Genomic DNA, 26,682 nt, shown 5'->3' on the forward strand with positions numbered 1-26,682 from the left:
CTGATTGGATCGTACGTGTGTTCGGATAATGCTTGTCAACCTCGATCCGAGCGGCTGTGGACAAACGCGGTCGGCGTGACCCTGAGAGCGCACTCCTCGCCCGAGCCGGTCCCCTGTCACTAGGGTGCGGCCATGCGCCGTGCCCTGCTGGCGCCGTACCTCGTGGTCACGGCGCTCCACCTCACCTGCGACGCCGCGGGCTGGGACACCCTGGCGTCCGTCACCCAGGTCCTCCTGATGCCGGCGCTGGCGCTCTTCCTGGTCGCCTCGGCCCGGCAGCCGACCCGGCTGGTGCGCCTGACGCGGTGGGCGCTGCTCTTCTCCTGGCTCGGCGACTCCGTGCCGCGACTGCTCGACGGCGATGCGGCGTTCGGCGCGATGCTCGGCTGCTTCCTGGTGGCGCAGGTCTGCTACATCCGGGGGTTCCGGCCGTACGCCGACCGCAGCGTGCTCCGGGTGCGTCGCGCCGCCCTGGCGCCGTACGCCGTGGCGCTGCTGGTCCTGCTCGGGCTCTGCGTCCCCGCCGCCGGCGTGCTGGCCCCGGCGGTCGTCGTCTACGGGTGCTGCCTGGCGGTGATGGCCGTGCTCGCGACCGGCGTGAACCCGCTGACCTGGGCGGGCGGGACCATCTTCATGGTCTCGGACAGCCTCATCGCGATGGACGCGTTCGACGTCTGGACCCAGCCGGGGCACGACTTCTGGGTGATGGCCACCTACTGCCTCGCCCAGCTACTGCTGGTGCTCGGGGTGCTCCGCGAGGCGTCGCCGGAGACCGGCCAGGCCGCCGGCCATCATCCGTCCGTGGTTCCAGCGGGCTAGCGGCCTGAGCACGGACGCGAACGGGGCGACCGGTCCGTGCACCGTGACCTCCTGGGCGATGTCGAGCCCGGTGCCCCCGCGCTCCTCGGAGAGCCGCCAGCGGACCGATCCGCGCAGGTGACCTGCCAGCGCCACCTCGAGCAGCGGCAGCTCGCGGCTGACCGCGTGCATCGCCAGGTCCAGCGTGTAGGGCAGTGCCGAGCGGCAGAGCACGCGCGCGTCGTCCGGGCCGAGCGAGGCGACGGCGACGACCTGCGGCCACCACAGCGGATAGCGCTCCAGGTCGACGAGCACGTCCCGCACTGCGGGTGGAGGCGCCGGTAGCCACCAGCGGTCACGGAAGGCGAACACGCGACCATCATGCTCGGCGGTCCCATGCTCTAGCGTGCGGACATGACCGATGTGCTCTCGCAGGCTCGTGACTGGCTCGCCGAGGACCCCGACCCGCAGACCCGTGCCGAGCTGTCGGCGCTGCTCGAGGCGAGCGACCCGGACAGCCTCGCCGACCTCCAGGACCGGTTCGCGGGCACGCTGGAGTTCGGCACGGCCGGACTGCGCGGCGCCCTCGGGGCGGGCCCGAACCGGATGAACCGGGTCGTGGTGACCCGGGCGGCGGCCGGCCTGGCGGCGTACCTCCGCGACACGGGCGCCACCGGTCCCGTGGTCATCGGGTACGACGCCCGGCACAACTCCGACGTGTTCGCGCGCGACACCGCCGAGGTGATGACGGGCGCCGGCTTCGACGCCCTCGTGATGCCGCGTCCACTGCCCACTCCCCTGCTCGCGTTCGCCATCCGCACCCTGGGCTGCTCGGCCGGCGTCATGGTCACGGCGAGCCACAACCCGCCGCAGGACAACGGCTACAAGGTCTACCTGGGCGACGGCTCGCAGATCGTGCCGCCGGCGGACGCGGAGATCGCGGCCCGGATCGCGGCGGTGGGGGCGTTGGCCGACGTACCGCGCGGCGACGGCGGCACCGTGCTCGACGAGTCGATCGTCACCCGCTACCTCAGCTCGGTCGTCGGCCTGGCCGGTGACGGCCCGCGTGATCTCGCCATCGTCTACACGCCGCTGCACGGCGTCGGGGGCGACCTGACGATGCAGGTGCTCGAGGCCGCCGGCTTCCCCACGCCGCACGTGGTGGCCGCCCAGGCCGAGCCGGACCCGGACTTCCCGACCGTCGCGTTCCCGAACCCTGAGGAGCCGGGCGCGATGGACCTCGCGATGGCGCTCGCCTCGGAGACCGGCGCCGACCTGGTGGTCGCCAACGACCCCGACGCCGACCGGTGCGCCGCCGCCGTCATGGGCCCTCACGGCTGGCGGATGCTGCGCGGGGACGAGGTGGGCGCTCTGCTCGGCACCGCGCTCCTCACCCGCGGCGCGACGGGCACGTACGCCGCCTCGATCGTGTCCTCCACCCTGCTGTCCAAGCTGGCGGCCGCCGCCGGCCAGCCGTACGCCGAGACGCTCACCGGGTTCAAGTGGATCAGCCGTGTCCCGGGGTTGGTCTACGGCTACGAGGAGGCGCTCGGCTACTGCGTCGACCCCGGCCGCGTGCGGGACAAGGACGGCATCTCCGCGCTGCTCCTCCTCTGCGAGCTGGCGGCCTCGCTCAAGGCCGAGGGCCGCACCCTCGTCGACCTGCTCGACGAGATCGCCGAGGCGCACGGGCTGCACGCCACCGACCAGCTCTCCGTGCGGGTCACGGACATCGCCGAGATCGGCGCCGCGATGACCCGGCTGCGGGCGACGCCCCCCGCGTCACTCGGCGGGTTCGCCGTCGAGGCGGTGGACGACCTCTCCCTCGGCTCGGCCGACCTGCCGCCGACCGAGGGGCTGCGCTACCGCCTCGCGGGAGGCGCGCGCGTGATCGTCCGGCCGAGCGGCACCGAGCCGAAGCTGAAGTGCTACCTCGAGGTGGTCGTCCCGGTCGACCCCGCGGACGGGGTCGACGCCGCCCGGATCGCGGCCGTCGGCCGGCTCGACGCGCTCCGCGACGACGTGAAGGCCGCGGCGGGGATCTGACCCCGGGGCCTAGAGCCCCAGCGACACCAGGAGCGCGACGACGAGCACGAGGAGTGCCCCGATCTCCAGCCACGCCCACTCGCGGTGGGCCGGGCCCATCGGGGCGCCGTCGCGACGGGCCTCCCGGCCGCGCTCGGTGATCAGCTCGAGCACCTGCTCGGCGTACTTGGTGTCCGCGGCGGGGACCTCCTCCACCTGGCCGCCGCCCCGGCGCTGGCGGTTGATCTCCCGGTAGGTGTGGCCGACCGCGGCGCTGACGTATCGCCGTCCGCCGGCCCACACGGCGAGCACCTGACGCAGGGCGATGTTCTCGATCGAGGCGAGCGGGACGACCACCGTGGAGACGATGCCGCGCAGCACCAGGTCCGTGCCGCGCGTGCCGACACGTGGCCGAAGCAGCACCATCCAGCTCACCAGCCCGGCGAGAAGGCCCGCGATCACCCACACCGCGGAGGCGTGGAAGACGCCGATCAGGAGGACGACCAGCCCGATCGCCAGTCCCATGACACCGGTCACCCGTCCGTTCGTCGCACCGAACCACGTCACCTGGTCATCGCTCATGAGGCCCCACCCTATGTGCGGCCCTATGCTGGTGCGGTGACAGCCTTTTCACCGGCGCGGAGTGCCGATCTCGACGGTCTCGTGGCCGACCTGACCCGCTCCGACGCCACGTTCCATCGGTTCCTCCACGGTCTCCCCGGAGTCGACCAGGTCGGCGCCGAAGCGCGCGCCGCGGGCCTCGGGACACGCTCGATCAAGACCACCGCCAAGGCCTATGCGCTCGACCTCGCCATCCGCATGGTCGACCTCACCACGCTCGAGGGTCAGGACACCCCCGGCAAGGTGCGCGCGCTGGCCGCGAAGGCGATGCGACCCGATCCGGCCGACCCGACCTGCCCCAGCACGGCGGCCGTCTGCGTCTACCCCGACATGGTCGCCGACGTGAAGCAGGTCCTCGGCGACAGTGGCGTCCACATCGCCGCGGTCGCGACCGCCTTCCCCAGCGGCCGGGCCGCGATGGACATCAAGCTCGCCGACACCCGGGACGCGGTCGAGGCCGGTGCGGACGAGATCGACATGGTGATCGACCGTGGCGCCTTCCTGGCGGGCCGCTACCTCCAGGTCTTCGAGGAGATCGCCGCGGTGCGCGAGGCGTGCGCCCGACCCGACGGGCAGGACGCGCATCTGAAGGTCATCTTCGAGACCGGCGAGCTGCAGACCTACGACAACGTCCGCCGTGCCTCGTGGCTCGCCATGCTTGCCGGCGCCCACTTCATCAAGACCTCGACGGGCAAGGTCCAGCCGGCCGCCACGCTCCCCGTGACCCTCGTGATGCTGGAGGCCGTCCGCGACTTCCGCGAGGCGACCGGCCAGATGGTCGGGGTCAAGCCGGCCGGCGGCATCAGGACCGCCAAGGACGCGATCAAGTACCTGGTGATGGTCAACGAGGTGGCGGGGCCCGACTGGCTCGACCCGGACTGGTTCCGCTTCGGTGCGTCGACGCTGCTCAACGACCTGCTGATGCAGCGCACCAAGATGACGACCGGCCGCTACTCCGGCCCCGACTACTTCACGCTGGACTGAGGACAACAACCATGAGCAACGTGTTCGACTACGCGCCGGCGCCCGAGTCGCGCTCGATCGTCGACATCAAGCCTTCGTACGGCCTGTTCATCGGCGGCGAGTTCGTCGACGGGAGCGGGTCGTCGTTCAAGACGATCAACCCGGCCACCGAGGAGGTGCTCGCCGAGGTCGCCGAGGCGGACGCCGCCGACGTCGACCGGGCCGTGCAGGCCGCACGCCGGGCCTACGACAAGGTCTGGTCGAAGCTCTCCGGCGCCGAGCGGGCGAAGTACCTCTACCGGATCGCCCGGATCATCCAGGAGCGGTCCCGCGAGCTCGCCGTGCTCGAGTCGATCGACAACGGCAAGCCGATCAAGGAGTCGCGCGACGTCGACGTCCCGCTCGTCGCGGCGTACTTCTTCTACTACGCGGGCTGGGCCGACAAGCTGAAGTACGCCGGGTTCGGCACCACCCCCCTCGGCGTGGCCGGCCAGGTCATCCCGTGGAACTTCCCGCTGCTCATGCTCGCGTGGAAGATCGCGCCGGCACTGGCCTGCGGCAACACGGTCGTGCTCAAGCCGGCCGAGACGACGCCGCTGACCGCGCTGCTGTTCGCCGAGATCTGCCAGCAGGCCGACCTTCCGCCGGGCGTGGTCAACATCGTGACCGGCGCGGGCGCGACCGGACAGGCCCTCGTCGAGCACGAGGGCATCGACAAGGTGGCCTTCACGGGATCGACCGACGTCGGCAAGGCGATCGCCCGGTCCGTCGCCGGCACCGACAAGCGGGTCACCCTCGAACTCGGCGGCAAGGCGGCCAACATCGTCTTCGACGACGCCCCCATCGACCAGGCGGTCGAGGGCATCGTCAACGGCATCTTCTTCAACCAGGGTCACGTCTGCTGCGCGGGCTCGCGCCTCCTCGTGCAGGAGAACATCGCCGAGGACGTGCTCGGCCGGCTCAAGCGCCGGATGGCGACCCTGCGGGTCGGGGACCCGCTCGACAAGAACACCGACGTCGGCGCGATCAACTCCGCCGCCCAGCTCGCCCGCATCCGCGAGCTCTCCGAGGTCGGCGCGGCCGAGGGGGCCGAGGCGTGGTCGGCGCCGTGCGAGCTGCCGTCGCAGGGCTTCTGGTTCGCCCCGACGGTGTTCACCGGCGTCACGCAGGCGCACCGGATCGCCCGGGAGGAGATCTTCGGGCCCGTGCTGTCCGTGCTGACCTTCCGCACGCCGGCCGAGGCCGTCGAGAAGGCCAACAACACGCCGTACGGCCTGTCCGCGGGTGTCTGGACCGAGAAGGGCTCGCGCATCCTCAAGATCGCCGACAAGCTGCGCGCCGGCGTGGTGTGGGCCAACACGTTCAACAAGTTCGACCCGACGTCGCCCTTCGGCGGCTACAAGGAGTCCGGTTATGGCCGCGAGGGCGGCCGCCACGGCTTGGAGGCCTACCTGCGATGACCCGTCTCGATGTCCGCAAGACGTACAAGCTCTACATCGACGGCGCGTTCCCCCGCTCGGAGTCGGGCCACTCCTACGAGGTGACCGACGCCAAGGGTCGCTTCGCCGCGAACGCGGCGCTCGCCTCGCGCAAGGACGCCCGTGACGCGGTCGTCGCGGCACGCAAGGCGTTCGGCGGCTGGGCCGGGCGGACGGCGTACAACCGTGCCCAGATCCTCTACCGCGTCGCAGAGATCATGGAGGACCGGCGCCCGCAGTTCGCCGACGCGGTCATGCTGGCCGAGGGTGCGACCGCGAGCCAGGCCGCCAAGGTCGTCGACGCCGCCATCGACCGGCTGGTCTGGTACGCCGGCTGGGCGGACAAGGTCACCCAGGTGCTCGGCAACGCCAACCCGGTCGCGGGCCCGTACTTCAACCTCTCGAGCCCCGAGCCCACCGGTGTCGTCGCCGTCCTCGCGCCGCAGGAGTCCTCGCTGCTCGGCCTCGTCTCCGTGGTGGCGCCGGTCATCGTCACCGGCAACACCTGCGTCGTGGTGTCGTCGTTCGCCCGTCCGCTCCCGGCGGTCACCCTCTCGGAGGTGCTGGCCACCTCCGACGTGCCCGGCGGCGTGGTCAACCTGCTCACGGGCGACGCCGCCGCGATCGGCCCGTGGCTCGCCTCCCACATGGACGTCAACGCCATCGACCTCACCGGGGTGGCGGGGCGCGCCGACCTGGCCACGCAGCTCGAGGTCGCCGCCGCCGACAACCTCAAGCGGGTGCGCCGTGCGCCGGCCGCCGAGCCGGACTGGACGGTCGAGCCGGAGCTCGACGCGTTGACCGCGTTCCTGGAGACCAAGACGGTCTGGCACCCCATCGGCCTGTGAGCCTGCGCGCCCAGGTCGTCGTCCTCGCCGGACCGTCCGGGGCAGGCAAGTCGCGTCTCGCGCGACGCATCGGCCTGCCGGTCCTGCGACTCGACGACTTCTACAAGAACGGCTCGGACCCGACGCTCCCGCGGATCCAGGACGGCCCCAACGCCGGCCTGGTCGACTGGGACCACCCGGACTCCTGGCTGCCGGATGACGCCGTCGCCGCCCTGCGCGCCTTGTGCGCACAGGGTTGCGCGGACGTCCCGGTCTACGACATCGCGCATGACGGGCGCACCGGTCACCACGTGCTCGAGCTCGACGGGCACCGGCTGTTCCTGGCGGAGGGGATCTTCGCGCAGGACATCGTGGCCGCCTGTCGTGATGCGGGCATCCTCGCGGCGGCGTACTGCGTCACGCAGCACCCGCTCGTCACCTTCTGGCGCCGTCTCGTCCGCGACCTGCGCGAGCGGCGCAAGCCTCCGCTCGTGCTGGTCCGCCGCGGCTGGGCGCTGATGCGCGGGCAGTCGCGGGTCGTCGCGGACGCGACGGCGAAGGGGTGCGTCGTGGTCAGACCCGACGAGGGGTACGCCGCGGTGCAGCACCTGCTCCACACTGGGTGACATGACGCCGCCGTACGGGCCCGCGCTCCGACAGCCGGACCAGACGTCCTGCGGCGCGGCGTGCGTCGTCGTCGCGGGTCTGCTCCGATCCCCCGCCGCCGCGCCGACCGCGGCGTCGTTCGCGCACGACGTGCTCGACACGCATCGCCGGCTCGTCCAGCCGGTCGACGCGGTCGGTCGCGCGCAGGTCCCGTGGCCGCCGGCGCTCGGCACGCCGCCCTGGGCGGTCGCGAAGGCCCTGCAGGACATCGAGGGCGTCCCCTACAGGACGCGCGTGGCCAGGTGGTCGGCGTCGTCGGCGTACGCGATCGTCGTCACCGCGGTCGCGACGCACCCGGTGGCGCTCTACATCGGGTCGTCGCTGATGCCGCGCCACGTGGTGCTCGCCGTCTCCGCCGGCTCGGCCGGGCTGTCGGTGTACGACCCGGCCTCGGGCGGCCTCGTCACGGTCACCCAGGAGGCGTTCGTCGGCTCCTCGCTGCGGATCGCCGGGTGGAACGTGCCGTGGTTCGTGGTGGCGGGTCCCTGAGGCGGGGACGCTCAACCCCGGCCCGCCCAACTATCACCGTGACAGTTGGCGCGATCGGTGAAAGTTACGAACTATCACCCACACCGCCAACTATCACCGTGACAGTTACGCGGCACGGACCCCAGCCCGCCCAACTATCACCGTGACAGTTAGCGCGATCGGTGACAGTTACGAACTATCACCCACACCGCCAACTATCACCGTGACAGTTAGGCGGCACGGACCCCAGCCCGCCCAACCATCACCGTGACAGTTAGGCGGCACGGACCCCGGCCCGCCCAACTATCACCGTGACAGTCACCCGCGCAGGGCGGCGTACCCGTCCTTGACCCGGTGGATCAGCTCGACCCGCTCGTCGTACGGCAGGAACGCCGACTTCATCGCGTTCACGGCGAACCGCTCGAGGTCGCCCCACCCGTAGCCGAAGGCCTCGGCCAGCAGGTACGACTCCTTCGTCATCGACGTGTCGCTCATCAGCCGGTTGTCGGTGTTGATGGTGACCCGGAAGCCGAGCGAGGCGAGCAGGCCGAACGGGTGCTCCCCGATCGAGCCGACCGCACCGGTCTGGACGTTGGACGTCGGGCAGAGCTCCAACGGGATCCGCCGGTCGCGGACGTACGCCGCCAGCCGGCCGAGCTCGACCGAACCGTCCGCGGCCACCGTGATGTCGTCGACGATCCGCACGCCGTGCCCGAGCCGGTCGGCCCCGCACGGGTGCACGGCCTCCCAGATCGACGGCAGCCCGAACGCCTCGCCTGCGTGGATCGTGAAGCGCAGGTTCTCCCCGGCCAGGTAGTCGAACGCGTCGAGGAAGCGGGTCGGCGGATAGCCAGCCTCGGGCCCCGCGATGTCGAAGCCCGCGACACCCTTGTCACGCCAGAAGACGGCCAGCTCGGCGATCTCGCGGGCGCGCGCGAACTGGCGCATCGCGGTCAGCAGCTGGCGTACGACGATCCGGCCACCCGCCTCGACCTCGGCGAAGCCGGCGGCCACGGCCGCGATGGCGGCGTCGAGCGACAGCCCTCCCTGCAGGTGGTTCTCCGGCGCCCATCTCACCTCGGCGTACACGACCCCGTCGGCGACGAGGTCCTCGGCGAACTCGCGCGCGACGCGGGTGAGGTTCTCCGCCGACTGCATCACCGCGATCGTGTGCACGAACGTCTCGAGGTAGCGCTCGAGCGACCCCGACGTCGCGCTGTCCCGGAACCACTGGCCGAGCGACTCGGCGTCGTTGGCCGGCAGGTCATGGCCGATCGCGTTCGAGAGCTCGAGGACGGTCGCCGGGCGAAGTCCGCCGTCGAGGTGGTCGTGCAGGACCACCTTCGGCGCGGCCTGGATCTGGTCCCACGGAAGCGTCGCCATGTCAGGACACCCTTTCGATCAGGAGGGGGCCGGGCGCGAACGCCGTGCCGGCGGGCGCGATGTCGAACCCACCCTCCAGCGACTCCAGCGCACGCTCGAAGCGCGCAGGGTCGTCGGCGTGCAGGGTGAGCAGGGGCGCGCCCTCGGTGACGGTGTCGCCGGGCCGCGCGTGCCAGACGACGCCGGCCCCGGGCGAGACCGGATCCTCCTTGCGCGCCCGGCCGGCACCCAGGCGCCAGGCGGCGAGCCCGACGGCCATCGCGTCGAGCCGGGTCAGTACGCCGGACGAGGGCGCCGTGATCACGTGCTGCTCGGCCGCGAGCGGCAGAGGCGCATCGGGGTCGCCGTCCTGGGCACGGATCATCGCCTTCCACGCGTCCATCGCGGAGCCGTCGGCGAGCCTGTCCGCCGGGTCGACGTCGGTGACGCCGGCTCCGGCGAGCATCTCGCGGGCGAGCGCGACCGTCAGCTCGACGACGTCGGCCGGGCCACCGCCGGCGAGCACCTCGACCGACTCGGCGACCTCGAGGCCGTTGCCGGCCGTGTGACCGAGCGGCGTCGACATGTCCGTCAGCAGCGCGACGGTGTGGACGCCCGCGTCGGTGCCGAGGTCCACCATCGTGCGGGCGAGCTCCTGCGCCGCGGCCAGGTCCTTCATGAACGCGCCGGTGCCGACCTTGACGTCCAGCACCAGCGCGCCGGTGCCCTCGGCGATCTTCTTCGACATGATCGAGGAGGCGATGAGCGGGATCGACTCGACCGTGCCGGTCACGTCGCGCAGCGCGTAGAGCTTGCGGTCGGCAGGTGCGAGCCCGGAGCCGGCCGCGCAGATCACCGCGCCGACCTCCTCGAGCTGGTGGAACATCTCCTCGTTGGAGAGCGCGGCACGCCAGCCGGGGATCGCCTCGAGCTTGTCGAGCGTGCCGCCCGTGTGGCCGAGGCCGCGGCCGGACAGCTGCGGCACGGCGACGCCGCAGGCCGCGACGAGCGGGGCGAGGGGCAGGGTGATCTTGTCGCCGACACCGCCCGTGGAGTGCTTGTCCGCCGTCGGCCGCGACAGCGAGTCGAACGACATCCGCTCCCCCGTCGCGATCATGGCGGCGGTCCAGCGGGCGATCTCGCGACGGTTCATGCCGTTGAGCAGGATGGCCATGTTGAGCGCGGCCATCTGCTCGTCCGCGACCACGCCGTCGGTGTAGTTGCGGATGACCCAGTCGATCTGGCTGTCGCTCAGCTCGCCCCCGTCGCGCTTGGCCAGGATGACCTCGACCGCGTCGTGACTCATGCCGACACCTCCACCTTCTTGTAGCCCTTGAGCACGAATGTCCCACGCGACTCGGGCTCGGCCGCGAGCGAGAGCCCCGGGAAGCGGGCCGTCAGCGCGGCCAGCGACTCCGTGAGCTCCATCCTCGCCAGGGGAGCTCCGAGGCAGAAGTGGATCCCCGCGCTGAACGCGAGGTGCGGGTTGGGGTCGCGGTCCGGCCGGAACACGTCCGGATCCTCGAACTGCTCCGGGTCGCGGTTGGCCGAGCCGAGCAGCGCGGCGACCTTCTGGCCGGGCTCGATGACGATGTCCCCGAGCCGGACGGGCTCGGTCGCCGTACGCTCGAAGAGCTGGAGCGCCGAGTCGTAGCGCAGCATCTCCTCGACGGTGAGCGCGGTGTCCGCCGCCGGCCGTGCCCCGGCCTGCAGCAGCGCCACCAGGCCGTTCCCGAAGACGTTGACGGAGGCCTCGTGCCCCGCGTTGAGCAGCAGGACGACCGACGCGACCACCTCGTCCTCGGACAGCTCCGTCGAGGCGAGGTCGGAGATGAGATCGTCGGCCGGCGCGGCCCTCCGCTCGGCGACGAGCTCGCGGACGAGCCCCGCGAAGTCTCCGGCCGCCGCGACGGCCGCGTCCACGACCTCCTGCGACGGCGACATCTCGTACATCCGCACGATCGCCTGCGACCAGTCGCGCAGCTGCGGCGCGTAGGACGCCGGCACGCCCAGGAGCTCGGCGATGACCAGCACCGGCAGCGGCTCGGCGAACGAGCCGATGACGTCGAAGCCGGCCGGGTCCACCTCGTCGAGCAGCTGCGCCGCGAGGGCGCACACCCGGGGACGGAGCCGGTCCACGTGACCACGGTTGAAGGCGGCCGCGACGGGCCGCCGCAGCCGGGTGTGCACCGGCGGCTCGTTCTCCATCATCTGGTTGCGGTGCAGCAGGTTGAACGGCTCGAGGTAGTCGGCGGGCCTGCGGTCGCGCCAGAGTCGCTGGAGCCGCCGGTCCCGCAGCACGGCCGAGGCGGCGGCATGACTGAAGGTCAGCCACATCCCTGCGGACTCCGACCACGCGATCGCGTGCCGGCCCCGCTCGTCGGCGAAGAACGGGTAGGGGTCGGCTGCGAAGAGGGGTGCGCGAAGGTCAAGCGAGGTCGTCGGGACCGAAGGCATCCGGCAGCACCTCGCTCATCGGCTTCACGCCCGAGACCGTCCACAGCAGCGTCGTGGGCCGACCGTTCTCCCACAGCAGCTGGCGGCAGCGCCCACACGGCATGATCACGTCGCCCTTGCCGTTGACGCAGACGACGTGCGTGAGCCGGCCGCCGCCCGTCAGGTGCAGCTGGGAGACGAGTCCGCACTCGGCGCACAGACCCACGCCGTACGCCGCGTTCTCGACGTTGCAGCCCTGCAGCACCCGGCCGTCGTCGACCACCGCGGCGACGCCCACGGGATAGCTCGAGTACGGCGCGTAGGCGTGCGTCGCGGCCTCGATCGCCTTGTCCCGCAGCCCGTCCCAGTCGAAGTCCGTCATGCGAGACCCACTATCCGGCCGCGCCCTTGCGATAGACCTGACCGTCGGCCTTCGGCATGCGTAGTCGCTGCGAGAAGAGCGCCAGCACCAGCAGCGTGGTGAGGTACGGCGTCATGCCGGTGAAGTCGCCCGGGATCGTGTCGGTGAAGAGGTAGATCGCCAGGAGGCCGACGCCCATCGCCAGGCCGGCGACGGCCTGGTTGCGACGGGTGCGGAGCAGGTAGATCGCGTAGAAGAGCAGCAGCACCGCCAGCAGCAGGACCAGCGCGTGCACCGACTGGCCGCCCGAGCGCAGCCGCAGCGCGTCGGTGTAGCCGAACAATCCCGCGCCGGCGAGCAGGCCGCCGGGCCGCCAGTTGCCGAAGATCATCGCGGCCAGACCGATGTAGCCGCGCCCGCCGGTCTGCCCCTCGCGGTAGACGGAGGCGTCCTGGACCAGGAAGGCACCGGCCAGGCCGGCCATCGAGCCGGAGATGATCACGGCGATGTACTTGTACAGGTAGACGTTGACCCCGAGCGACTCGGCGGCCGCCGGGCTCTCCCCACAGGAGCGGACGCGCAGACCGAACGTCGTGCGCCAGAGCACGAACCAGGTCAGCGGGAAGAGCAGCAGCCCACCGATCGTGAGGAACGTGAGCTGGGTCGTCAACCCCGCGACGAGCGCGCCGAGGTCGGAGACGAAGAACCAGTGCTTGTCGGCCAGCGACTGCGCCAGGTTCGAGATGCCGGGGATGTCGAACGTCGACAGCGGGCGGACCGGCGGCGACTGGGTCGGACCACCACCCGGGTGGCCGGTGAACGCGAGTCCGGCCAAGTACTGCGCCGCTCCCAGCGCGATGATGTTGATGGCGACGCCCGAGACGATGTGGTCGACCCCGAAGCCGACGGTCACCAAGGCGTGCAGGAGGCCGGCGATCGCACCGAACAGCAGCGCGAAGCCGACGCCGGCCCACATGCCCCACTGGTAGCCGGCCCAGCCGGCGCCGAAGGTGCCCATGATCATCATGCCCTCGAGGCCGATGTTCACGACGCCGGAGCGCTCCGACCACAGACCACCGAGACCGGCGAGCGCGAGGGGCATCGCGGCGCGCACCGCGGCGCGGACGGTGCCCGAGGACGCGACGTCCTCGGCCCCCGTGATGACCCGCAGCAGGGCGAGCAGCAGGATCCCCGCCGCGATCAGGAGCAGCACGACCGGCCACGTCGGGCGCACCTTGCGGACCGTCGTGGTCGCCTTGTCGAGCAGCTGTGTCATGCCGCCACCTCCTCGGGCTGGCGCGAGGCGGCCAGCTGTGCGGCCACCTTCCTCTGCTCAGCGGCGTTGTTGTAGCGGCGGACCAGCTCGTAGGCGATGACGACGGAGAGCACGATCACGCCCAGCATGATGTTGACGATGTCGTTGGAGACGCCCGCCTTGAGCTGCAGGGCGTTGGACTGCTCGTTGAGGAAGGCGAAGAGCAGCGCCGCGAAGGCGATGCCCACCGGGTGGTTGCGCCCCAGGAGCGCGACCAGGATGCCGGCGAAGCCGAGCCCGGTCTGGAACGTCAGCCCGTAGTTGTGGGCGTCGCCGAAGAGCAGCGGCATGCCGATCAGTCCGGCGATGCCGCCGCTGATGAGCATCGAGACGACGACCATCTTCCGGACGTTGACGCCGCTGGCCACGGCGGCCGACTCCGACTGGCCGGTCGCGCGCAGGTTGAAGCCGAACACCGTGCGGTTGAGCATCACCCAGAAGAAGATGCCCGCGAGCACCGCCAGCACCGAGAGCGTGTAGACGTTGTTCGGCGCGTTCGGGATGAGGCTGAAGCCCTGCAGCTGACTGCTGAGCGGGATGTCGGTGGTGTGGATGTTGTTGCTGCCCTTCTGTGCGACCTGCCGCAGGAAGTAGGCCACGAGCGCGGTCGCGATCGAGTTCAGCATGATCGTCGAGATGACCTCGCTGACGCCGCGGGTCACCTTCAGCAGGCCGGCGATGCCGGCCCACAGGGCTCCGACGGCGACGGCGACCAGGATGCTGAAGAGGACGTTGAGCTTGCCCGGGAGCCACGCCTCGCCCGCGACGTACGCCGCGACGAAGGCCGCCAAGCGGTACTGGCCGTCGACGCCGATGTTGAACAGGTTCATCCGGAAGCCCACCGCGGCGGCCAACGCCGAGAGGTAGAGCACCGTGCCCTGGTTGAGGATGTTGACGACGTTGCGGGGCTTGGGCTTGCTGAAGATCGTCGACCACACCGTCCCGACCGGGTCGCCGGCGATGGCGAGGACGAGACTCGTGACGATGATCGCGACGACGATCGCGAGCAGCGGCGCGGCCAGGGTCAGGACCGCGCGGCGGGCGTCGAACCTCATGCCGGCACCTCCGCACCGGTCATCGCCGAGCCCAGCTGCTGGGGGGTCACGGTCTGCGGGTCGACGGTGCCGACCAGGCGCCCACGGAGCATCACGTGGATGGTGTCCGAGAGGCCGATCAGCTCATCGAGGTCCGCGGAGATCAGGAGCACGGCGAGGCCTTCCCGTCGGGCGGTCTTGATGTAGTCCCAGATGGCGGCCTGGGCGCCGACGTCCACCCCGCGCGTCGGGTGCGAGGCGATGAGCACGACGGGGTCGCCCGACATCTCCCGACCGACGATCAGCTTCTGCTGGTTGCCGCCGGACAGGGCGCGGGCGGTGGTGTCGATCGAGGGCGTGCGGACGTCGTACGCCGCGACGATGCGCTCGGTGTCGCTGCGGGCGCCGCCCCGGTCGATGAACGGGCCCTTCCGGTTGGGCTCACGGGTCTGGTGCCCGAGCATGCGGTTCTCCCACAGCGGGGCGTCCAGCAGCAGACCGTGCCGCTGGCGGTCCTCGGGGATGTAGCCGATGCCGGCCTCGCGGCGCCGCGCGGTCGACCAGCCTGAGATGTCCTCGCCGCTGAGCCCGACGGTGCCCGTGCCCTTGCGCATGCCCATGATGGCCTCGACGAGCTCGGCCTGGCCGTTGCCCTCGACGCCGGCGATGCCGACGACCTCACCACGGTGGATGTCGAACGAGACATCGGTGAGCAGGTCCCGACCGCCGAGCGGGTCGGCCAGGCTCAGGTCGTGCACCGACAGCTCCACGACGTCGGTGACGGTCGAGCTCTCGGTGCTCGGGGAGGGCAGCTCGGAGCCGACCATCAGCTCGGCGAGCTGACGGGCGGTCGTGTGCTTCGGGTCGACGGTGGTGACAGTGCGGCCGCGGCGGATGACGGTGACGTCATCGGCGATCGCGAGGACCTCGTCGAGCTTGTGGGAGATGAAGATGACGGTGACGCCCTCGGCCTTGAGGCCGCGCAGGTTGTCGAAGAGCTCCTCGACCTCCTGCGGCACCAGGACCGCGGTCGGCTCGTCGAGGATGATCGTGTGGGCGCCGCGGTAGAGCACCTTGAGGATCTCGACGCGCTGCCGGTCACCGACGCCGAGGTCCTCCACGAGGCGGTCGGGGTCCAGGTCGAAGCCGTAGGACCTGGCGAGCTCGTGGATCCGGTCGCGTGCCCTGTCGCCGCTCCCGTGGAGCTTCTCGGCCCCGAGCACGACGTTCTCGAGGACGGTGAGGTTGTCGGCCAGCATGAAGTGCTGGAAGACCATGCCGATGCCAGCGGCGATCGCGTCGGAGGGCGAGGAGAAGGACACCTGCCGGCCGTCGACCTCGATCGTGCCGGAGTCGGGCTTCTGGACGCCGTACAGGATCTTCATCAGCGTCGACTTGCCGGCGCCGTTCTCACCGACGAGGGCGTGCACCGTGGCTCGTCGCACGGTCACGTTGACCTGGTCGTTCGCGATGACACCCGGGAACCGCTTGCCGATGTCGGTGAGTCGGACCGCCGTCGTGTTCGGCTCGCTCGTGTCGTTCACGAACCCTCCTGTTCCTTGCTGGCGAAGGCTGGACAGCATGGCCCGGGCCCGGGTCGAACGCTACCGCGTCCGGCCCGGGCCCGGGATCATGCAGGGGTGTGTTACTTGACCGTCGTCGGGACCTTGATGGTGCCGTCGATGATCTGCTTCTTGTAGTCGTCCAGCTTCGACTTGATGTCGTCGACCTGGCCACCGCTGGTGGAGTAGTCGACGCCGCCGACCTTGAGGTCGAACGTCTGGGTGCCGGTCAGCGGCTTACCGTCGACGAACGACTTGATCATGCTGTAGACCGCGACGTCGACGTGCTTGATCATCGAGGTCAGGATGAACGGCTGCAGGTCGGCCGAGGCCGTCTTGTACTGGTCGGAGTCGACGCCGATGGCGAGACCCTTGGCGGCCTTGGCGGCCTGGAAGACGCCGAGGCCGGAGCCACCGGCGGCGTGGTAGACGACGTCGGCACCGGCGTCGAACTCACCGCCGGCAGCGGTCTTGCCCTTGCCGGGGTCGTTGAAGCCCGTGAAGTCCGGCGGCTGGGTGAGGTACTGCGACTCGATCTTGATGTTCGGGTTGACCGCCTTGGCACCCGCGTCGTAGCCCGCCTCGAACTTGTTGATCAGCGGGACGTTGACGCCACCGACGAAGCCGATGTGGCCCGTCTTGGACTTGAGCGCGGCCGCGGCGCCGACCAGGAACGAGCCCTGCTCCTCGGCGAAGACCAGGTTGGTCACGTTGGCGTCGGTGTTGGCGGTGTCGTCGATGATCGCGAACTGGATCTTCGGGTACTGCTTGGCGACCTTGCCGACCGCCTCGGAGTATGCGAAGCCGACCGCGATGACCGGGTTGTAGCCACCGTCGGCGAGCTGGATGAGGCGGTCCTCCTTGGCCGACTCGGCCTCGTCGGGGGTCGCCTCGGACTCGGACGTCTTGATGCCGAACTCCGACTTGGCCTTGTCGAGACCGGTAGCGGCCATGTCGTTGAACGACTGGTCACCACGGCCACCGATGTCGTAGGCCATGCCCACCTTGATGTCGGACTTGCCGCCGGTCGCCGAGCCGCTGGGCTCGTTGGCGCTCTTGTTGTCGCTGCCGCCGCACGCGGTGAGCGCGAGGGACAGGATGCCGGCAGTCAGCACTGCCGCAAACTTCGTGCTGCGTCGCAAGACGCCTCCTTGGATCCTCCTGGCACCCCCTGAGGCGGGGACGCATGGACGAACCCTAGGGGGATTCGCCCGAACCGCGCAGAGCCGCAATCAAGTTGTTACCTAGCGGTTGAGCTTCGCCTGGCGGCCGACGTGGCTCGACGACCGCCTGGCGGCTCAGGCGTTCGCCAGTGCCTCCGCGGCCGCGGCTGCGAGGACCTTGGCGCCGACCGCCACCGCGCGGTCGTCGACGCGCAGGTTCCCCTGGTGCAGGTCGTACGTCGGACCGCCCGGCGTGCGGGTGCCGAGCCGGAACATCGCGCCGGAGACCCGGTGGAGGTACCAGCCGAAGTCCTCTCCCCCGAGGCTCTGGTGGGTCGCCACCTGGCCGGCCGGGCCGAGCACGTCGATGACCGCCCGCACGAGCACCTGGTGGGACGCGTCGTCGTTGACCACCGGGGGCACGCCGCGCTGGTAGTCGACGACCGCCTCGACGGCGTACGGGTGGACGATGTCGGCGACCGCCTCGCGCACGATCGGCTCGGCCTCGGCCCAGGCGACCGCGTCGAGGATGCGCAGGGTGCCGCTCAGCAGCCCCTCCTGCGGGATGACGTTGGCGGCCGAGCCGGCCCGGATCATCCCCCACACCATGCTCGCCCCGGCCCGCGGATCGAGCCGCCGCGACAGGATGCCGGGCAGGGTGGTGGCCAGGTTGGCCAGCGCGAAGGTGATGTCGCCGGTGCGGTGGGGACGGCTGGTGTGGCCGCCGGGCCCGCTCACCCGCACCGTGACTTGGTCGGAGGCACTCGTGATCGGCCCGGGGCGCAGGCCGACCTGTCCGACGTCGACCGTCGGATCGGCGTGCAGCGCGAAGATCCGCTCGACGCCGTCGAGGGCGCCCTGGTTCATCAGGTGCAGCGCACCGCCGGGCATCGACTCCTCGGCCGGCTGGAGCAGCAGCCGGACGCGACCCCCGAGCATCCCGTTGCGGTGCAGCTCGGTCAGCGCGTGCGCGGCACCGAGCAACGACGTCACGTGCACGTCGTGCCCGCAGGCGTGAGCAACGCCGTCGACGGTGCTCGACCAGGGGTCGGCGGTCTCGTCCTGGACCGGCAGGGCGTCCATGTCGGCGCGCAGCGCGACCGTCCGCACGTCCGGACCCGGCTCCAGGCCCAGCTCGGCGACCAGCCCCGAGCGCGGCATCGGCGTCACCCTCCAGCCGAGCCGGTCGAGGTGGTGAGCGCCGATCCGGGTGGTCCGCTGCTCCTCCCAGGAGCGCTCCGGATGTGCGTGCAGGTCACGGCGCAGCAGCACGAGCTCGTCGGCGTTCTCGTCGACGATCTGGGTGATCAGTGCAGCGGTGTCCATCCCTTGCAGGTTATCCGTCGTAGGCCTGAAGGATGCGGTCGGCTGCAACCGTGGCGGGCAGCTCACCGGCCAGCACCTGCTCCCGGATCTCCGTCCGGACCGCGCGCACGGCGGGGTCGTGGCGCAGCCGCTGCTCGAGCTCGTCGCGCACGAGCGCCCACGTGAAGTCGAGCTGTTGGCGCGCCCGCTTCTCGCGGAGCCCTTCGTCGCCGAGGTGCTCGCGGTGGCGCAGCACCTGGTCCCAGACCCCGTCGACGCCGATGTCCTGCAGTCCGCTCGCGGTCACGACCGGCGGCGCCCACTCCCCGCGGCCCCTGACCAGGCGCAGCGCACCGGCCAGCTCACGGGCCGCCGCCCGGGCCTCCCCCTCCCGATCGCCGTCGGCCTTGTTCACGGCGACGACGTCGGCGATCTCGAGGATGCCCTTCTTGATGCCCTGGAGCTGGTCGCCTGTGCGGGCGATGGTGAGGAACAGGAAGGTGTCGACCATCCCGGCGACGGTCACCTCGGACTGGCCGACGCCGACGGTCTCGACGAGCACCACGTCGTACGCCGCGGCCTCCAGGACCGCCATCGCCTGCACCGTGGCGCGTGCGACCCCGCCGAGCGTGCCGGCGCTGGGGCTCGGTCGGATGAAGGCGTTCGGGTCGACCGCGAGGCGCTGCATGCGGGTCTTGTCCCCGAGCACCGACCCGCCGGTCCGCACGCTCGAGGGGTCGACGGCCAGCACGCCGACCCGGTGCCCTGCCGCGGTCAGCCGCGACCCGAGCGCCTCGATGAAGGTCGACTTGCCGACGCCGGGCACGCCCGAGATGCCGACCCGTACGGCGGCCGGCCGCTCGATCCGCGCGAGCCCGGTCAACAGCTCACGGGCCGACTCCCGATGCGCGGGCTTGGTCGACTCCACGAGGGTGATCGCCCGCGAGACGGCCGCGCGGCGGCCCTCGGCGATGCCCTCGAGCAGCTCCCGGACCCGATCCACGTCGCTCACCACGAGCCGACACGTTAGCGGGCAACCCGACCGGCGGACGTCATACGAGCTGGCTGCCGAGACAACCGGGTCGTATGACGTCCGGCCGGGTCAGTGGTCGAGCTGGTCCCGCAGGCGCTTCAGCAGGTCGAGCGCCGACTCGGCGATGACCGTGCCCGGCAGGAACACCTCGGCGGCGCCCATCTCCTTCAGCGTCGGTACGTCGTCGGGCGGGATGACCCCGCCGATCACGATCATGATGTCGGGGCGGCCCTGCTCGGCGAGCGCCTTCTTCAGCGCCGGCAGGAGCGTCAGGTGCCCCGCCGCGAGGGAGGAGACGCCCACGATGTGCACGTCGGCGTCGACGGCCTGCTGAGCGACCTCCTCCGGGGTGGAGAACAGCGGGCCCACGTCGACGTCGAAGCCCAGGTCGGCGAAGGCCGTGACGACGACCTTCTGACCGCGGTCGTGGCCGTCCTGGCCCATCTTGGCGACGAGGATGCGCGGCCGGCGCCCCTCGACCTCCTCGAACTCGGCCGTGGCGGCGAGCACCGCCTGCACCGAGGCGTCGCCCGCCGAGGTGGCCTCATCCCTGTACACGCCGGAGATCGTACGGATGACCGCCTGGTGGCGGCCCCACACCTTCTCGACGGCGTCGGAGATCTCGCCGACGGTCGCCTTGGCGCGGGCGGCGTCGACGGCGAGCTCGAGCAGGTTGCCCTGACCGCTCTCGGCCGACCTCGCGAGCGCGTCGAGGGTGCGCTCGACGTCGGCCGGGTCGCGCTCGGCCCGGAGCCGCTCGAGCTTGGCCACCTGCTGCCGGTAGACCTCGTCGTTGTCGACGCGCAGCACGTCGAGCTTGTCCTCGACCGCCTGGCGGTAGGTGTTGACCCCGATGACCTTCTGGGCGCCGGAGTCGATACGCGCCTGCGTACGGGCGGCGGCCTCCTCGATGCGCATCTTCGGGATGCCCTGCTCGATCGCCTTCGCCATCCCGCCGGCCGCCTCGGCCTCCTGGATGTGCGCCCAGGCCCGCTCGGCCAGGTCGTGCGTGAGGCGCTCGACGTAGTACGAGCCGCCCCACGGGTCGATCGTGCCCGTCGTACCGCTCTCCTGCTGCAGCAGGAGCTGGGTGTTGCGGGCGATGCGCGCCGAGAAGTCGGTCGGCAGGGCGATCGCCTCGTCGAGGGCGTTCGTGTGCAGTGACTGGGTGTGGCCCTGGGTCGCCGCCATCGCCTCGATCGCGGTCCGGCCGACGTTGTTGAAGACGTCCTGCGCGGTGAGCGACCAGCCGCTCGTCTGCGAGTGGGTCCGCAGGCTCAGGCTCTTGGGGTTCTGCGGATCGAACTGCCGCACCAGGCGGCTCCACAGCGCCCGGGCGGCACGCAGCTTCGCGACCTCCATGAAGAAGTTCATGCCGATCGCCCAGAAGAAGGACAGCCGCGGCGCGAAGGCGTCGATGTCGAGTCCGGCGGCCAGGCCGGCGCGGATGTACTCGACGCCGTCGGCCAGGGTGTACGCGAGCTCGAGGTCGGCGGTCGCACCGGCCTCCTGCATGTGGTAGCCGGAGATCGAGATCGAGTTGAACCGCGGCATCCGCTCGGCGGTGAAGCTGAAGATGTCCGAGATGATCCGCATCGACGCCTCGGGCGGGTAGATGTAGGTGTTGCGGACCATGAACTCCTTGAGGATGTCGTTCTGGATCGTCCCCGCGAGCTGCTCCGGCTTCACCCCCTGCTCCTCGGCCGCTGCGATGTAGAGCGCCATGACCGGCAGCACCGCGCCGTTCATCGTCATCGACACCGACATCTCGTCGAGCGGGATGCCGTCGAAGAGCGTCCGGGTGTCGTAGATCGAGTCGATCGCGACGCCCGCCATGCCGACGTCACCCCGCACGCGCGGGTGGTCGGAGTCGTAGCCGCGGTGCGTCGCGAGGTCGAACGCGACACTCAGGCCCTTCTGGCCGGCCGCGAGGTTGCGGCGGTAGAAGGCGTTGGACTCCTCGGCGGTGGAGAAGCCGGCGTACTGCCGGATGGTCCACGGCTGCGTGGTGTACATCGTCGGGTAGGGACCGCGCAGGAACGGGCTCAGGCCCGGGTACGTCGCCACGGCGTCGATCCCCTCGAGGTCGGCCGCGGTGTACAGCGGCCTGATCTCGATCCCCTCGGGGCTGTGCCAGGGCTCGGGGCGGAGTCCCCGGTTAACCGGGGACTCCGGAACTTCCGGGGTGTCATGACGCCCGAGAAGTTCCGGACTCCCCTGGGTGGCGTCCGGACTTGCCTGGGTGGACGCCGGCTCACTGCCCAGCGGCAGGCCGGCGAAGGTCTTCGGGATGCTCATGCCAGCTTCTCCCTTGTCCGGTGGAGGAAGTCGAGCGCGTCGACCCCCATGGCGACCGAGTCGTCCGCGTACTCGACGGGCTTGCCCGCGATGATCACGTGCTGGGCGCCCGCCTCGCGCAGGGCGGCCGCGGCCGCGGCTCCCCACGTCTCGTACGCCGAGTCGGAGCCAGCCAGGCAGACGACCCGCTGGGCGCCGTACGCGCTCACGAGATCGTCAGGGCCGGACGTCGCCCCGGCGACGTCGACCCCGACGCCGCCCGCTGCCAGCAGGTTGCTGGCGAACGTCGCACGGGCGGTGTGCTGGGCGACCGGACCGAGGGTGGCGAGGAAGACGCGCTCGCCCGGCGGGGCGTCGCGGAGCTCCTCGAAGCTCGCGCCGTAGCGGCGGACGCGGTCGTTGGCGGCGTCCGGTGCACGCTCGGGCAGCGCCTCGGCGAGGTCCGGGAACTCGCTGACACCGGTGATCGGGCGCTTCCGGCGGGCGATCTCGGCCTCGCGGCGCTCGACGACGGCCGCGACACGGCCGCGGAAGGTGTCGAACCCGGAGGTCTCGATCTCCCCGAGCTCGGCCCAGCCGGCGACGGCGAGGTCGTCGGTGAGCCGCTCGACGGCGTACGCGCCGCCGGCCGGGTCCGCGACCGCGGCGACGTGACTCTCGTCGATGAGGAGGTGGTTGACGTTGCGCGCGATCCGCCGCCCGAAAGCCTCGGGGCGACCGTTGGCGCTGTCGAACGGCAGGACCGTGACGGCGTCGGCGCCGCCCGCACCCGCGGCGAACGCGGCGACCGTCCCGCGCAGCATGTTGACGTAGGGGTCGTACTTGCTGAGCATCGGCCGGCTGGTGACCGCGTGCAGCCGCATCGCGGCCTGTGCCGACTCCGGGTCGGTGCCGCTCAGCTCGAGCACCCGCGCCCACAGCCGCCGTGCCGCCCGCAGCTTGGCGATGGTCGGGAACTGCTCGTCGGTCGCGGCGAGCCGGAACTCGATCAGCCGTGCCGCCTCGGTCACGCTGAGGCCGGCGTCGGTCAGCACCCGGAGGTACGCCGCACCGACCGCCACGGCGTACCCGAGCTCCTGCGCGTCGCTGGCGCCGAGGTCGTGGGCGGCGGTCGCGTCGACGACCACGCCGAGCACCCCGATCTCCTGGGCGAGCCTGGCCACGGCCACCAGGTCGTCCTGCCAGCCCTCCTCGTTGCGCAGCCCGCGGTGCACCGCACCGATCGGGTCGACGCCGAGGTTGGTGCCCGGGTGCGGCTCGACGTCCGTCGAGGCGAGGTGCGCGAGCAGCGCACGCGCCGCCTGCAGCGGCGCGGTCGGTGCGTCGAGGACGACGGGCGCCAGGTCGAGCAGTACGCCGGCCAGAACGGTCCCGAGGTCGGTGTCCGCGTCCGCCTGCAGCCACAGGCTGGTGACGCCGCCGTCGAGGTCGACCAGAGCGGCCTCGTTGGCGACCTTGGCGTCCGGATCGGAGAGGTAGGCGCGGATGTCCCACGCGCCGGCGCGGGTCGGGCGGCCTGAGGTCGTGAGCCCCTCGAGGTCGGCCGGGGTGCCGAGCGGCGTGACCGTGATGCCGTCGAGGGTGGGGCGGCCCAGCTTCTGCCACACCAGGGAGTCCGGGTCGTCGTCGGTCAGCCTGCGGGACTTGCGCAGCACGCCCGCGGCCGCGGCCTCCCACGCGGCGACGTCGTGGTCGTCCTCGGGCTGCGCGAGCTGCAGGTGGGCAGCGCGCGAGGAGTCGTCGGTCATGCGCGGCACCTTAGAAGTGGTCAGTGGCGACCGCCACAGAGTGTGAGGTTTCCAACCAGTACCCTCCTCCGCTCGCGAGGCCACCGGCACTGATCGACGCTACCCGCGGACCATCCGCCGGTGCAGCCCCTCGGGCTCGTCCTCGACCTGTCCGTCGAACGAGAAGCCGTGCCGCTCGTAGAACCCGATCGCGCGGGCGTTCCCGTCCAGCACCCACAAGTACGCCGGCCCCGCGCCGATCGCCGTCTCGAGGAGCCGGTGCCCGAGGCCGGCGCCGTAGTGACTGCGTCGCACGTAGAGCGCCATCAGCTCGAGGACACCGCTGCCGTCGCGGCCGGGCCCGGTGCTGACGAAGCCGACCAGCCCGCCGTCGTCCTCCGCGACCCAGGTGCTGCCGTCCGGCCACGCGATCCGGCCCCGCCAGCGCTCGACCTTGGCGCCCATCGGCTCGGACCGGTGCGCGTCGAGGATCCGCTGCGGCATCAGCCCGGTGTAGGCCTCGTCCCACGCCTGCACGTGCAGCGGAGCGAGAAGCTCGGCGTCGGCGACGACGGCCGGTCTGATCGTCACGCGGGTCAGCCTCGCAGAGCGAAGTCCGGCAGACGAATCTCCTTCTCGGGCCTCGGCGAGCCGTCGAAGCTCGCCTCGCTCGCCGCGACCACCATCGCCAGCGTGTAGCCCTGCTGCTTGATGGCGGCCCGGCACTGGGCCTTCGCGGCCTCCACGTTGGGCGCCCCGACGGGCCTTCCGTAGAAGGCGTTGGCCGGCACGCCGGCCCGTTGCAGGGTGTCCTCGACACGGCCGAGACCGGTGGACGCGGACCGTCCGGTCACGTAGAAGACGGCGTAGCCCAGGGCGTGGGCGGTCTGCACGAACCGGACCGAGCGCGGCAGCAACGTGTCGACGCCGCGGAAGTGGGTCTGCAGCATGACGTCGTCGATCCCCAGCACGACGGCGAGCCGCTCGCCGGGGCGTCGGTGCGCCATCCGCTGCCTCAGCCACGCCTCGGCACCGCGTCCGCGGTCGAAGCCGTCGTAGATGCGACTGACGTCGGCCAGCCAGGCGGCCTCGCCCCGCGCGGCGGCCGGCATCCGCTCGTCAGCCCCGCTCGTGGACGCACGGCCCGGCGGCACGGCGTCAGGGGTCGAGCCGGTCGCCGAGCACGCGGTCAGCACGACGGCCCCCGTCAAGGCGGCCAGCAGGGACCGGAGTCGCAGCCACCTCCCACGGCAGAGGGTCGACGTATCGGAGAGCATGCCTCGACCGTACGAGCGCGATCGTGAAGAGAACCTGAACGCCTGCCTGCGGCACAATCGCGGCCGTGACGCTCCGCATCGCCGCCGTCCAGGCCGCGCCCGTCGTCGGCGACACCGCCGCCAACGTAGCCGCCGCGGCGGCCTGGACCCGACGGGCAGCCGCCGGGCTGGTCGTCTTCCCCGAGGCGTTCACGACCGGCTACGACGACGAGGTCTTCCGCGGCCCGCTCCCCCGAGTGGGTGAGACCGACTGGCTCGATCCGCTCCGGGAGGCCGTCGAGGAGACCGGTGCGACGGTCGTGCTCAACTCGGCCCTCGACAGGGGCGACCGGCGCACGCTCACCGACCTCGTCCTGGCCCCGGGTCGCGAGCCGTGGGCGGCGTACGACAAGCAGCACCTGCACCCGCCCGAGCGCGCGGTCTTCACCCCCGGCGAGCACGGCACCACCCTCACCGTCGGCGGCGTCGCGGTGGCGCTCTCGGTCTGCTACGACGCCAACTTCCCCGAGCACGCGGCCGCCGCCGCGCAGGACGGCGCGCTGGTCTACGTCAACTCCGGCGCCTACTTCCCGGGTGGCGAGCACCGCCGCGACCTGCACTACGCCAGCCGCGCCCTCGACAACGGGGTCTACGTCGTGTTCAGCGCGCTCACCGGCCACGGCTTCATCGGCGGTACGGCGGCCTACGACCCGCTCGGCCGTCCGATCGACCGGCTGGGCACCGAGGAGGGCGTGGTCGTCGCGGAGGTCGACGCGGGCGTCGTGGAGGCCACGCGCGCGGACCAGCGGATGTGGGCCGACCGCCGGCCCACGCTCGGCCGTCGCGTCACCCGGGCCTGAGTTCATCCGGTCGTCACCGCGCCGAAGCGGCCCCGCCATCTGACCGGCGCATCCTGGCGCCATGAGGATCGCCCTCGTCACCGAGCACTGGTTCTCGCGGTGTCCCGCGTCGGACGGCACGACGACGACGGTCAAGGCCGTCGCGGACAGGCTGATCGACCTCGGCCACACCGTGCGCCTGCTCGCACCCGGACCCGGTCTGACCCGCTACCGCAACAGCCGTGTCGTGCGGATCAGCCCGCTGGCCAAGCCGGGCGCTCAGGTCCGCGACGCCCTGGCGGAGTTCGGCCCCGACCTGGTGCACGTCACCGACCCGGGTCGCATCGGTCGCCGAGCGCTCGAGCACGCCGACCGGATGGGTCTGCGCACCCTCGTCGTCCAGCAGTCCCCGGTCGCACGCGCGATGGAGGACCTGTGGGTCGCGCGCGTGGCCGAGCGCGCCGGGTCCGTCATCGTGACGACCCACTGGATGCGGGCGGCGCTCGCGGGGCTCGGGGTGGCATCGGACGTGTGGATGCCGGGCGTCGACGGGCAGGCGTTCACCCCTGCCCTGCGGGACCCGTGGCTGCACCGCGTCTGGGGGCGGGACGGCCGCGTCGTCGTCGGGTACGCCGGCGCGCTGGCCCGTCGCCACGACGTCCGCGACCTCGCGCAGCTGTCGGGCGTGCCCGGCATCCGGGTCGTGCTCATCGGCGAGGGCGGCCAGCGCGGCTGGTTGGCCGACCGGCTGCCGGGCGCCAAGGTGGTGGGGCCGCTCGGCACCGGCGACCTGGCCATCGCCCTCGCGAGCCTCGACGTCCTGGTGCACCCCGGGCGGTCGGAGACCTGCTGTCACGTGTTGCGCGAGGCCGGCGCGTCCGGCGTACCCGTCGTCGCTCCGCGGGCCGGCGGCGCCGCGGAGCTGGTCCGCAACCTGGAGAGTGGCCTGCTGTACGACGCCACCGCTCCGGCCGGGCTGGCCGAGGCCGTCGCGTCGCTCGCGGCCGACCCCCGACGTGGCTACTTGGGCGCTCGTGGGCGTGAGCTGGCCCTGGAGCGGGACTGGACGACGGCGGTCGACGAGCTCCTCGGCCGGCACCGCCTCGGGCACAACCGCTCCGAGGTGACCGCCGGGTAACCGGGCG

At 71.7% G+C, this 26,682-nt stretch carries 24 protein-coding genes and 1 pseudogene; 9 read left to right on the forward strand and 16 right to left on the reverse strand.

Going from position 1 to position 26,682, the window contains the following annotated elements; translation table 11 throughout:
• The first annotated feature begins 132 nt into the window (after positions 1-132).
• Positions 133-819 (forward strand): lysoplasmalogenase, encoded by a 687-nt coding sequence (locus tag ABD205_RS13610; protein ID WP_344045499.1) that lies wholly within the window; start codon positions 133-135, stop codon positions 817-819.
• Here the strand turns inward: ABD205_RS13610 and ABD205_RS13615 are convergent.
• Positions 730-1,170, reverse strand: coding sequence for an SRPBCC family protein (locus tag ABD205_RS13615; RefSeq protein WP_344045501.1), 441 nt, complete (start codon positions 1,168-1,170; stop codon positions 730-732). The two genes, ABD205_RS13610 and ABD205_RS13615, sit on opposite strands and share 90 nt — an antisense overlap.
• A gap of 42 nt (positions 1,171-1,212) precedes the next feature.
• Between ABD205_RS13615 and ABD205_RS13620 the strand changes: the two genes are divergently transcribed.
• On the forward strand, positions 1,213-2,844 hold the full coding sequence (locus tag ABD205_RS13620; protein WP_344045503.1) for a phospho-sugar mutase: 1,632 nt from the start codon (positions 1,213-1,215) through the stop codon (positions 2,842-2,844).
• Between the two features lie 9 nt (positions 2,845-2,853).
• On the opposite strand, the gene ABD205_RS13625 is transcribed toward ABD205_RS13620, so the two are convergent.
• Positions 2,854-3,405: a hypothetical protein gene (locus ABD205_RS13625; RefSeq protein WP_344045505.1), complete on the reverse strand. Its 552-nt coding sequence runs from the start codon at positions 3,403-3,405 to the stop codon at positions 2,854-2,856.
• 36 nt (positions 3,406-3,441) lie between these two features.
• On the opposite strand from ABD205_RS13625, the gene deoC reads away from it, so the two are divergent.
• Genes deoC through ABD205_RS13650 form a run of 5 tightly spaced genes read left to right on the forward strand, consistent with a single transcriptional unit; the run spans position 3,442 to position 7,867 of the window.
• On the forward strand, positions 3,442-4,428 hold the full coding sequence (gene deoC / locus ABD205_RS13630) for a deoxyribose-phosphate aldolase (protein ID WP_344045507.1): 987 nt from the start codon (positions 3,442-3,444) through the stop codon (positions 4,426-4,428).
• A gap of 11 nt (positions 4,429-4,439) precedes the next feature.
• Positions 4,440-5,867 (forward strand): aldehyde dehydrogenase family protein, encoded by a 1,428-nt coding sequence (locus tag ABD205_RS13635; RefSeq protein WP_344045509.1) that lies wholly within the window; start codon positions 4,440-4,442, stop codon positions 5,865-5,867.
• The gene (locus ABD205_RS13640; protein WP_344045511.1) at positions 5,864-6,733 is read left to right on the forward strand and encodes an aldehyde dehydrogenase family protein; all 870 of its coding nucleotides are present in this window, start codon (positions 5,864-5,866) and stop codon (positions 6,731-6,733) included. The genes ABD205_RS13635 and ABD205_RS13640 overlap by 4 nt, the downstream gene beginning before the upstream one ends.
• Positions 6,730-7,338: a uridine kinase family protein gene (locus tag ABD205_RS13645; protein ID WP_344045514.1), complete on the forward strand. Its 609-nt coding sequence runs from the start codon at positions 6,730-6,732 to the stop codon at positions 7,336-7,338. The genes ABD205_RS13640 and ABD205_RS13645 overlap by 4 nt, the downstream gene beginning before the upstream one ends.
• Position 7,339: 1 nt before the next feature.
• Entirely contained in the window at positions 7,340-7,867 is a 528-nt protein-coding gene (locus ABD205_RS13650; RefSeq protein WP_344045516.1) for a hypothetical protein, read from the forward strand.
• Positions 7,868-8,164: 297 nt separating this feature from the next.
• On the opposite strand, the gene ABD205_RS13655 is transcribed toward ABD205_RS13650, so the two are convergent.
• The 14 genes and pseudogenes from ABD205_RS13655 to ABD205_RS13720 form a co-directional block, all read right to left on the reverse strand.
• Complete coding sequence (locus ABD205_RS13655) at positions 8,165-9,229, reverse strand: adenosine deaminase (RefSeq protein ID WP_344045518.1); 1,065 nt, start codon at positions 9,227-9,229, stop codon at positions 8,165-8,167.
• A gap of 1 nt (position 9,230) precedes the next feature.
• Positions 9,231-10,514, reverse strand: coding sequence for a thymidine phosphorylase (locus ABD205_RS13660; RefSeq protein ID WP_344045520.1), 1,284 nt, complete (start codon positions 10,512-10,514; stop codon positions 9,231-9,233).
• The gene (locus tag ABD205_RS13665; RefSeq protein WP_344045522.1) at positions 10,511-11,665 is read right to left on the reverse strand and encodes a cytochrome P450; all 1,155 of its coding nucleotides are present in this window, start codon (positions 11,663-11,665) and stop codon (positions 10,511-10,513) included. Before ABD205_RS13665 ends, ABD205_RS13660 begins: the two co-directional genes overlap by 4 nt.
• On the reverse strand, positions 11,637-12,026 hold the full coding sequence (locus tag ABD205_RS13670; protein WP_344045524.1) for a cytidine deaminase: 390 nt from the start codon (positions 12,024-12,026) through the stop codon (positions 11,637-11,639). Before ABD205_RS13670 ends, ABD205_RS13665 begins: the two co-directional genes overlap by 29 nt.
• A 10-nt stretch (positions 12,027-12,036) precedes the next feature.
• Entirely contained in the window at positions 12,037-13,281 is a 1,245-nt protein-coding gene (locus tag ABD205_RS13675; protein WP_344045526.1) for an ABC transporter permease, read from the reverse strand.
• On the reverse strand, positions 13,278-14,375 hold the full coding sequence (locus ABD205_RS13680; RefSeq protein ID WP_344045528.1) for an ABC transporter permease: 1,098 nt from the start codon (positions 14,373-14,375) through the stop codon (positions 13,278-13,280). The genes ABD205_RS13675 and ABD205_RS13680 overlap by 4 nt, the downstream gene beginning before the upstream one ends.
• Complete coding sequence (locus ABD205_RS13685) at positions 14,372-15,898, reverse strand: ABC transporter ATP-binding protein (RefSeq protein ID WP_344045530.1); 1,527 nt, start codon at positions 15,896-15,898, stop codon at positions 14,372-14,374. The genes ABD205_RS13680 and ABD205_RS13685 overlap by 4 nt, the downstream gene beginning before the upstream one ends.
• 101 nt (positions 15,899-15,999) lie before the next feature.
• Positions 16,000-17,058, reverse strand: a complete 1,059-nt coding sequence (locus ABD205_RS13690; RefSeq protein WP_344045532.1) for a BMP family lipoprotein — start codon at positions 17,056-17,058, stop codon at positions 16,000-16,002.
• Positions 17,059-17,214: 156 nt separating this feature from the next.
• Complete coding sequence (locus tag ABD205_RS13695) at positions 17,215-18,405, reverse strand: amidohydrolase (RefSeq protein WP_344045534.1); 1,191 nt, start codon at positions 18,403-18,405, stop codon at positions 17,215-17,217.
• Positions 18,406-18,415: 10 nt separating this feature from the next.
• A complete protein-coding gene (meaB, locus tag ABD205_RS13700) occupies positions 18,416-19,399 on the reverse strand; it encodes a methylmalonyl Co-A mutase-associated GTPase MeaB (RefSeq protein ID WP_344045536.1) in 984 nt (327 codons plus the stop codon).
• An 87-nt stretch (positions 19,400-19,486) separates the two neighbouring features.
• Positions 19,487-21,559 (reverse strand): annotated as a pseudogene (scpA, locus tag ABD205_RS13705) (methylmalonyl-CoA mutase); the annotation flags it as partial.
• Positions 21,560-21,711: 152 nt separating this feature from the next.
• Positions 21,712-23,463 carry a methylmalonyl-CoA mutase family protein gene (locus ABD205_RS13710; protein ID WP_344045540.1) on the reverse strand — a complete coding sequence of 584 codons (1,752 nt, stop codon included), beginning with the start codon at positions 23,461-23,463 and terminating at the stop codon, positions 21,712-21,714.
• A 99-nt stretch (positions 23,464-23,562) separates the two neighbouring features.
• Positions 23,563-24,033, reverse strand: coding sequence for a GNAT family N-acetyltransferase (locus ABD205_RS13715; protein WP_344045542.1), 471 nt, complete (start codon positions 24,031-24,033; stop codon positions 23,563-23,565).
• 5 nt (positions 24,034-24,038) lie between these two features.
• Entirely contained in the window at positions 24,039-24,719 is a 681-nt protein-coding gene (locus tag ABD205_RS13720; RefSeq protein ID WP_344045544.1) for an HAD family acid phosphatase, read from the reverse strand.
• Between the two features lie 65 nt (positions 24,720-24,784).
• On the opposite strand from ABD205_RS13720, the gene ABD205_RS13725 reads away from it, so the two are divergent.
• Together ABD205_RS13725 and ABD205_RS13730 are read left to right on the forward strand one after the other, a co-directional pair.
• Entirely contained in the window at positions 24,785-25,558 is a 774-nt protein-coding gene (locus tag ABD205_RS13725) for a carbon-nitrogen hydrolase family protein (RefSeq protein WP_344045546.1), read from the forward strand.
• A gap of 61 nt (positions 25,559-25,619) precedes the next feature.
• Positions 25,620-26,675, forward strand: a complete 1,056-nt coding sequence (locus ABD205_RS13730) for a glycosyltransferase (RefSeq protein ID WP_344045548.1) — start codon at positions 25,620-25,622, stop codon at positions 26,673-26,675.
• The last annotated feature ends 7 nt before the right edge of the window (positions 26,676-26,682 follow it).

The sequence above is a fragment of the Nocardioides panacihumi genome, assembly GCF_039530925.1.
GTDB lineage: Bacteria > Actinomycetota > Actinomycetes > Propionibacteriales > Nocardioidaceae > Nocardioides > Nocardioides panacihumi.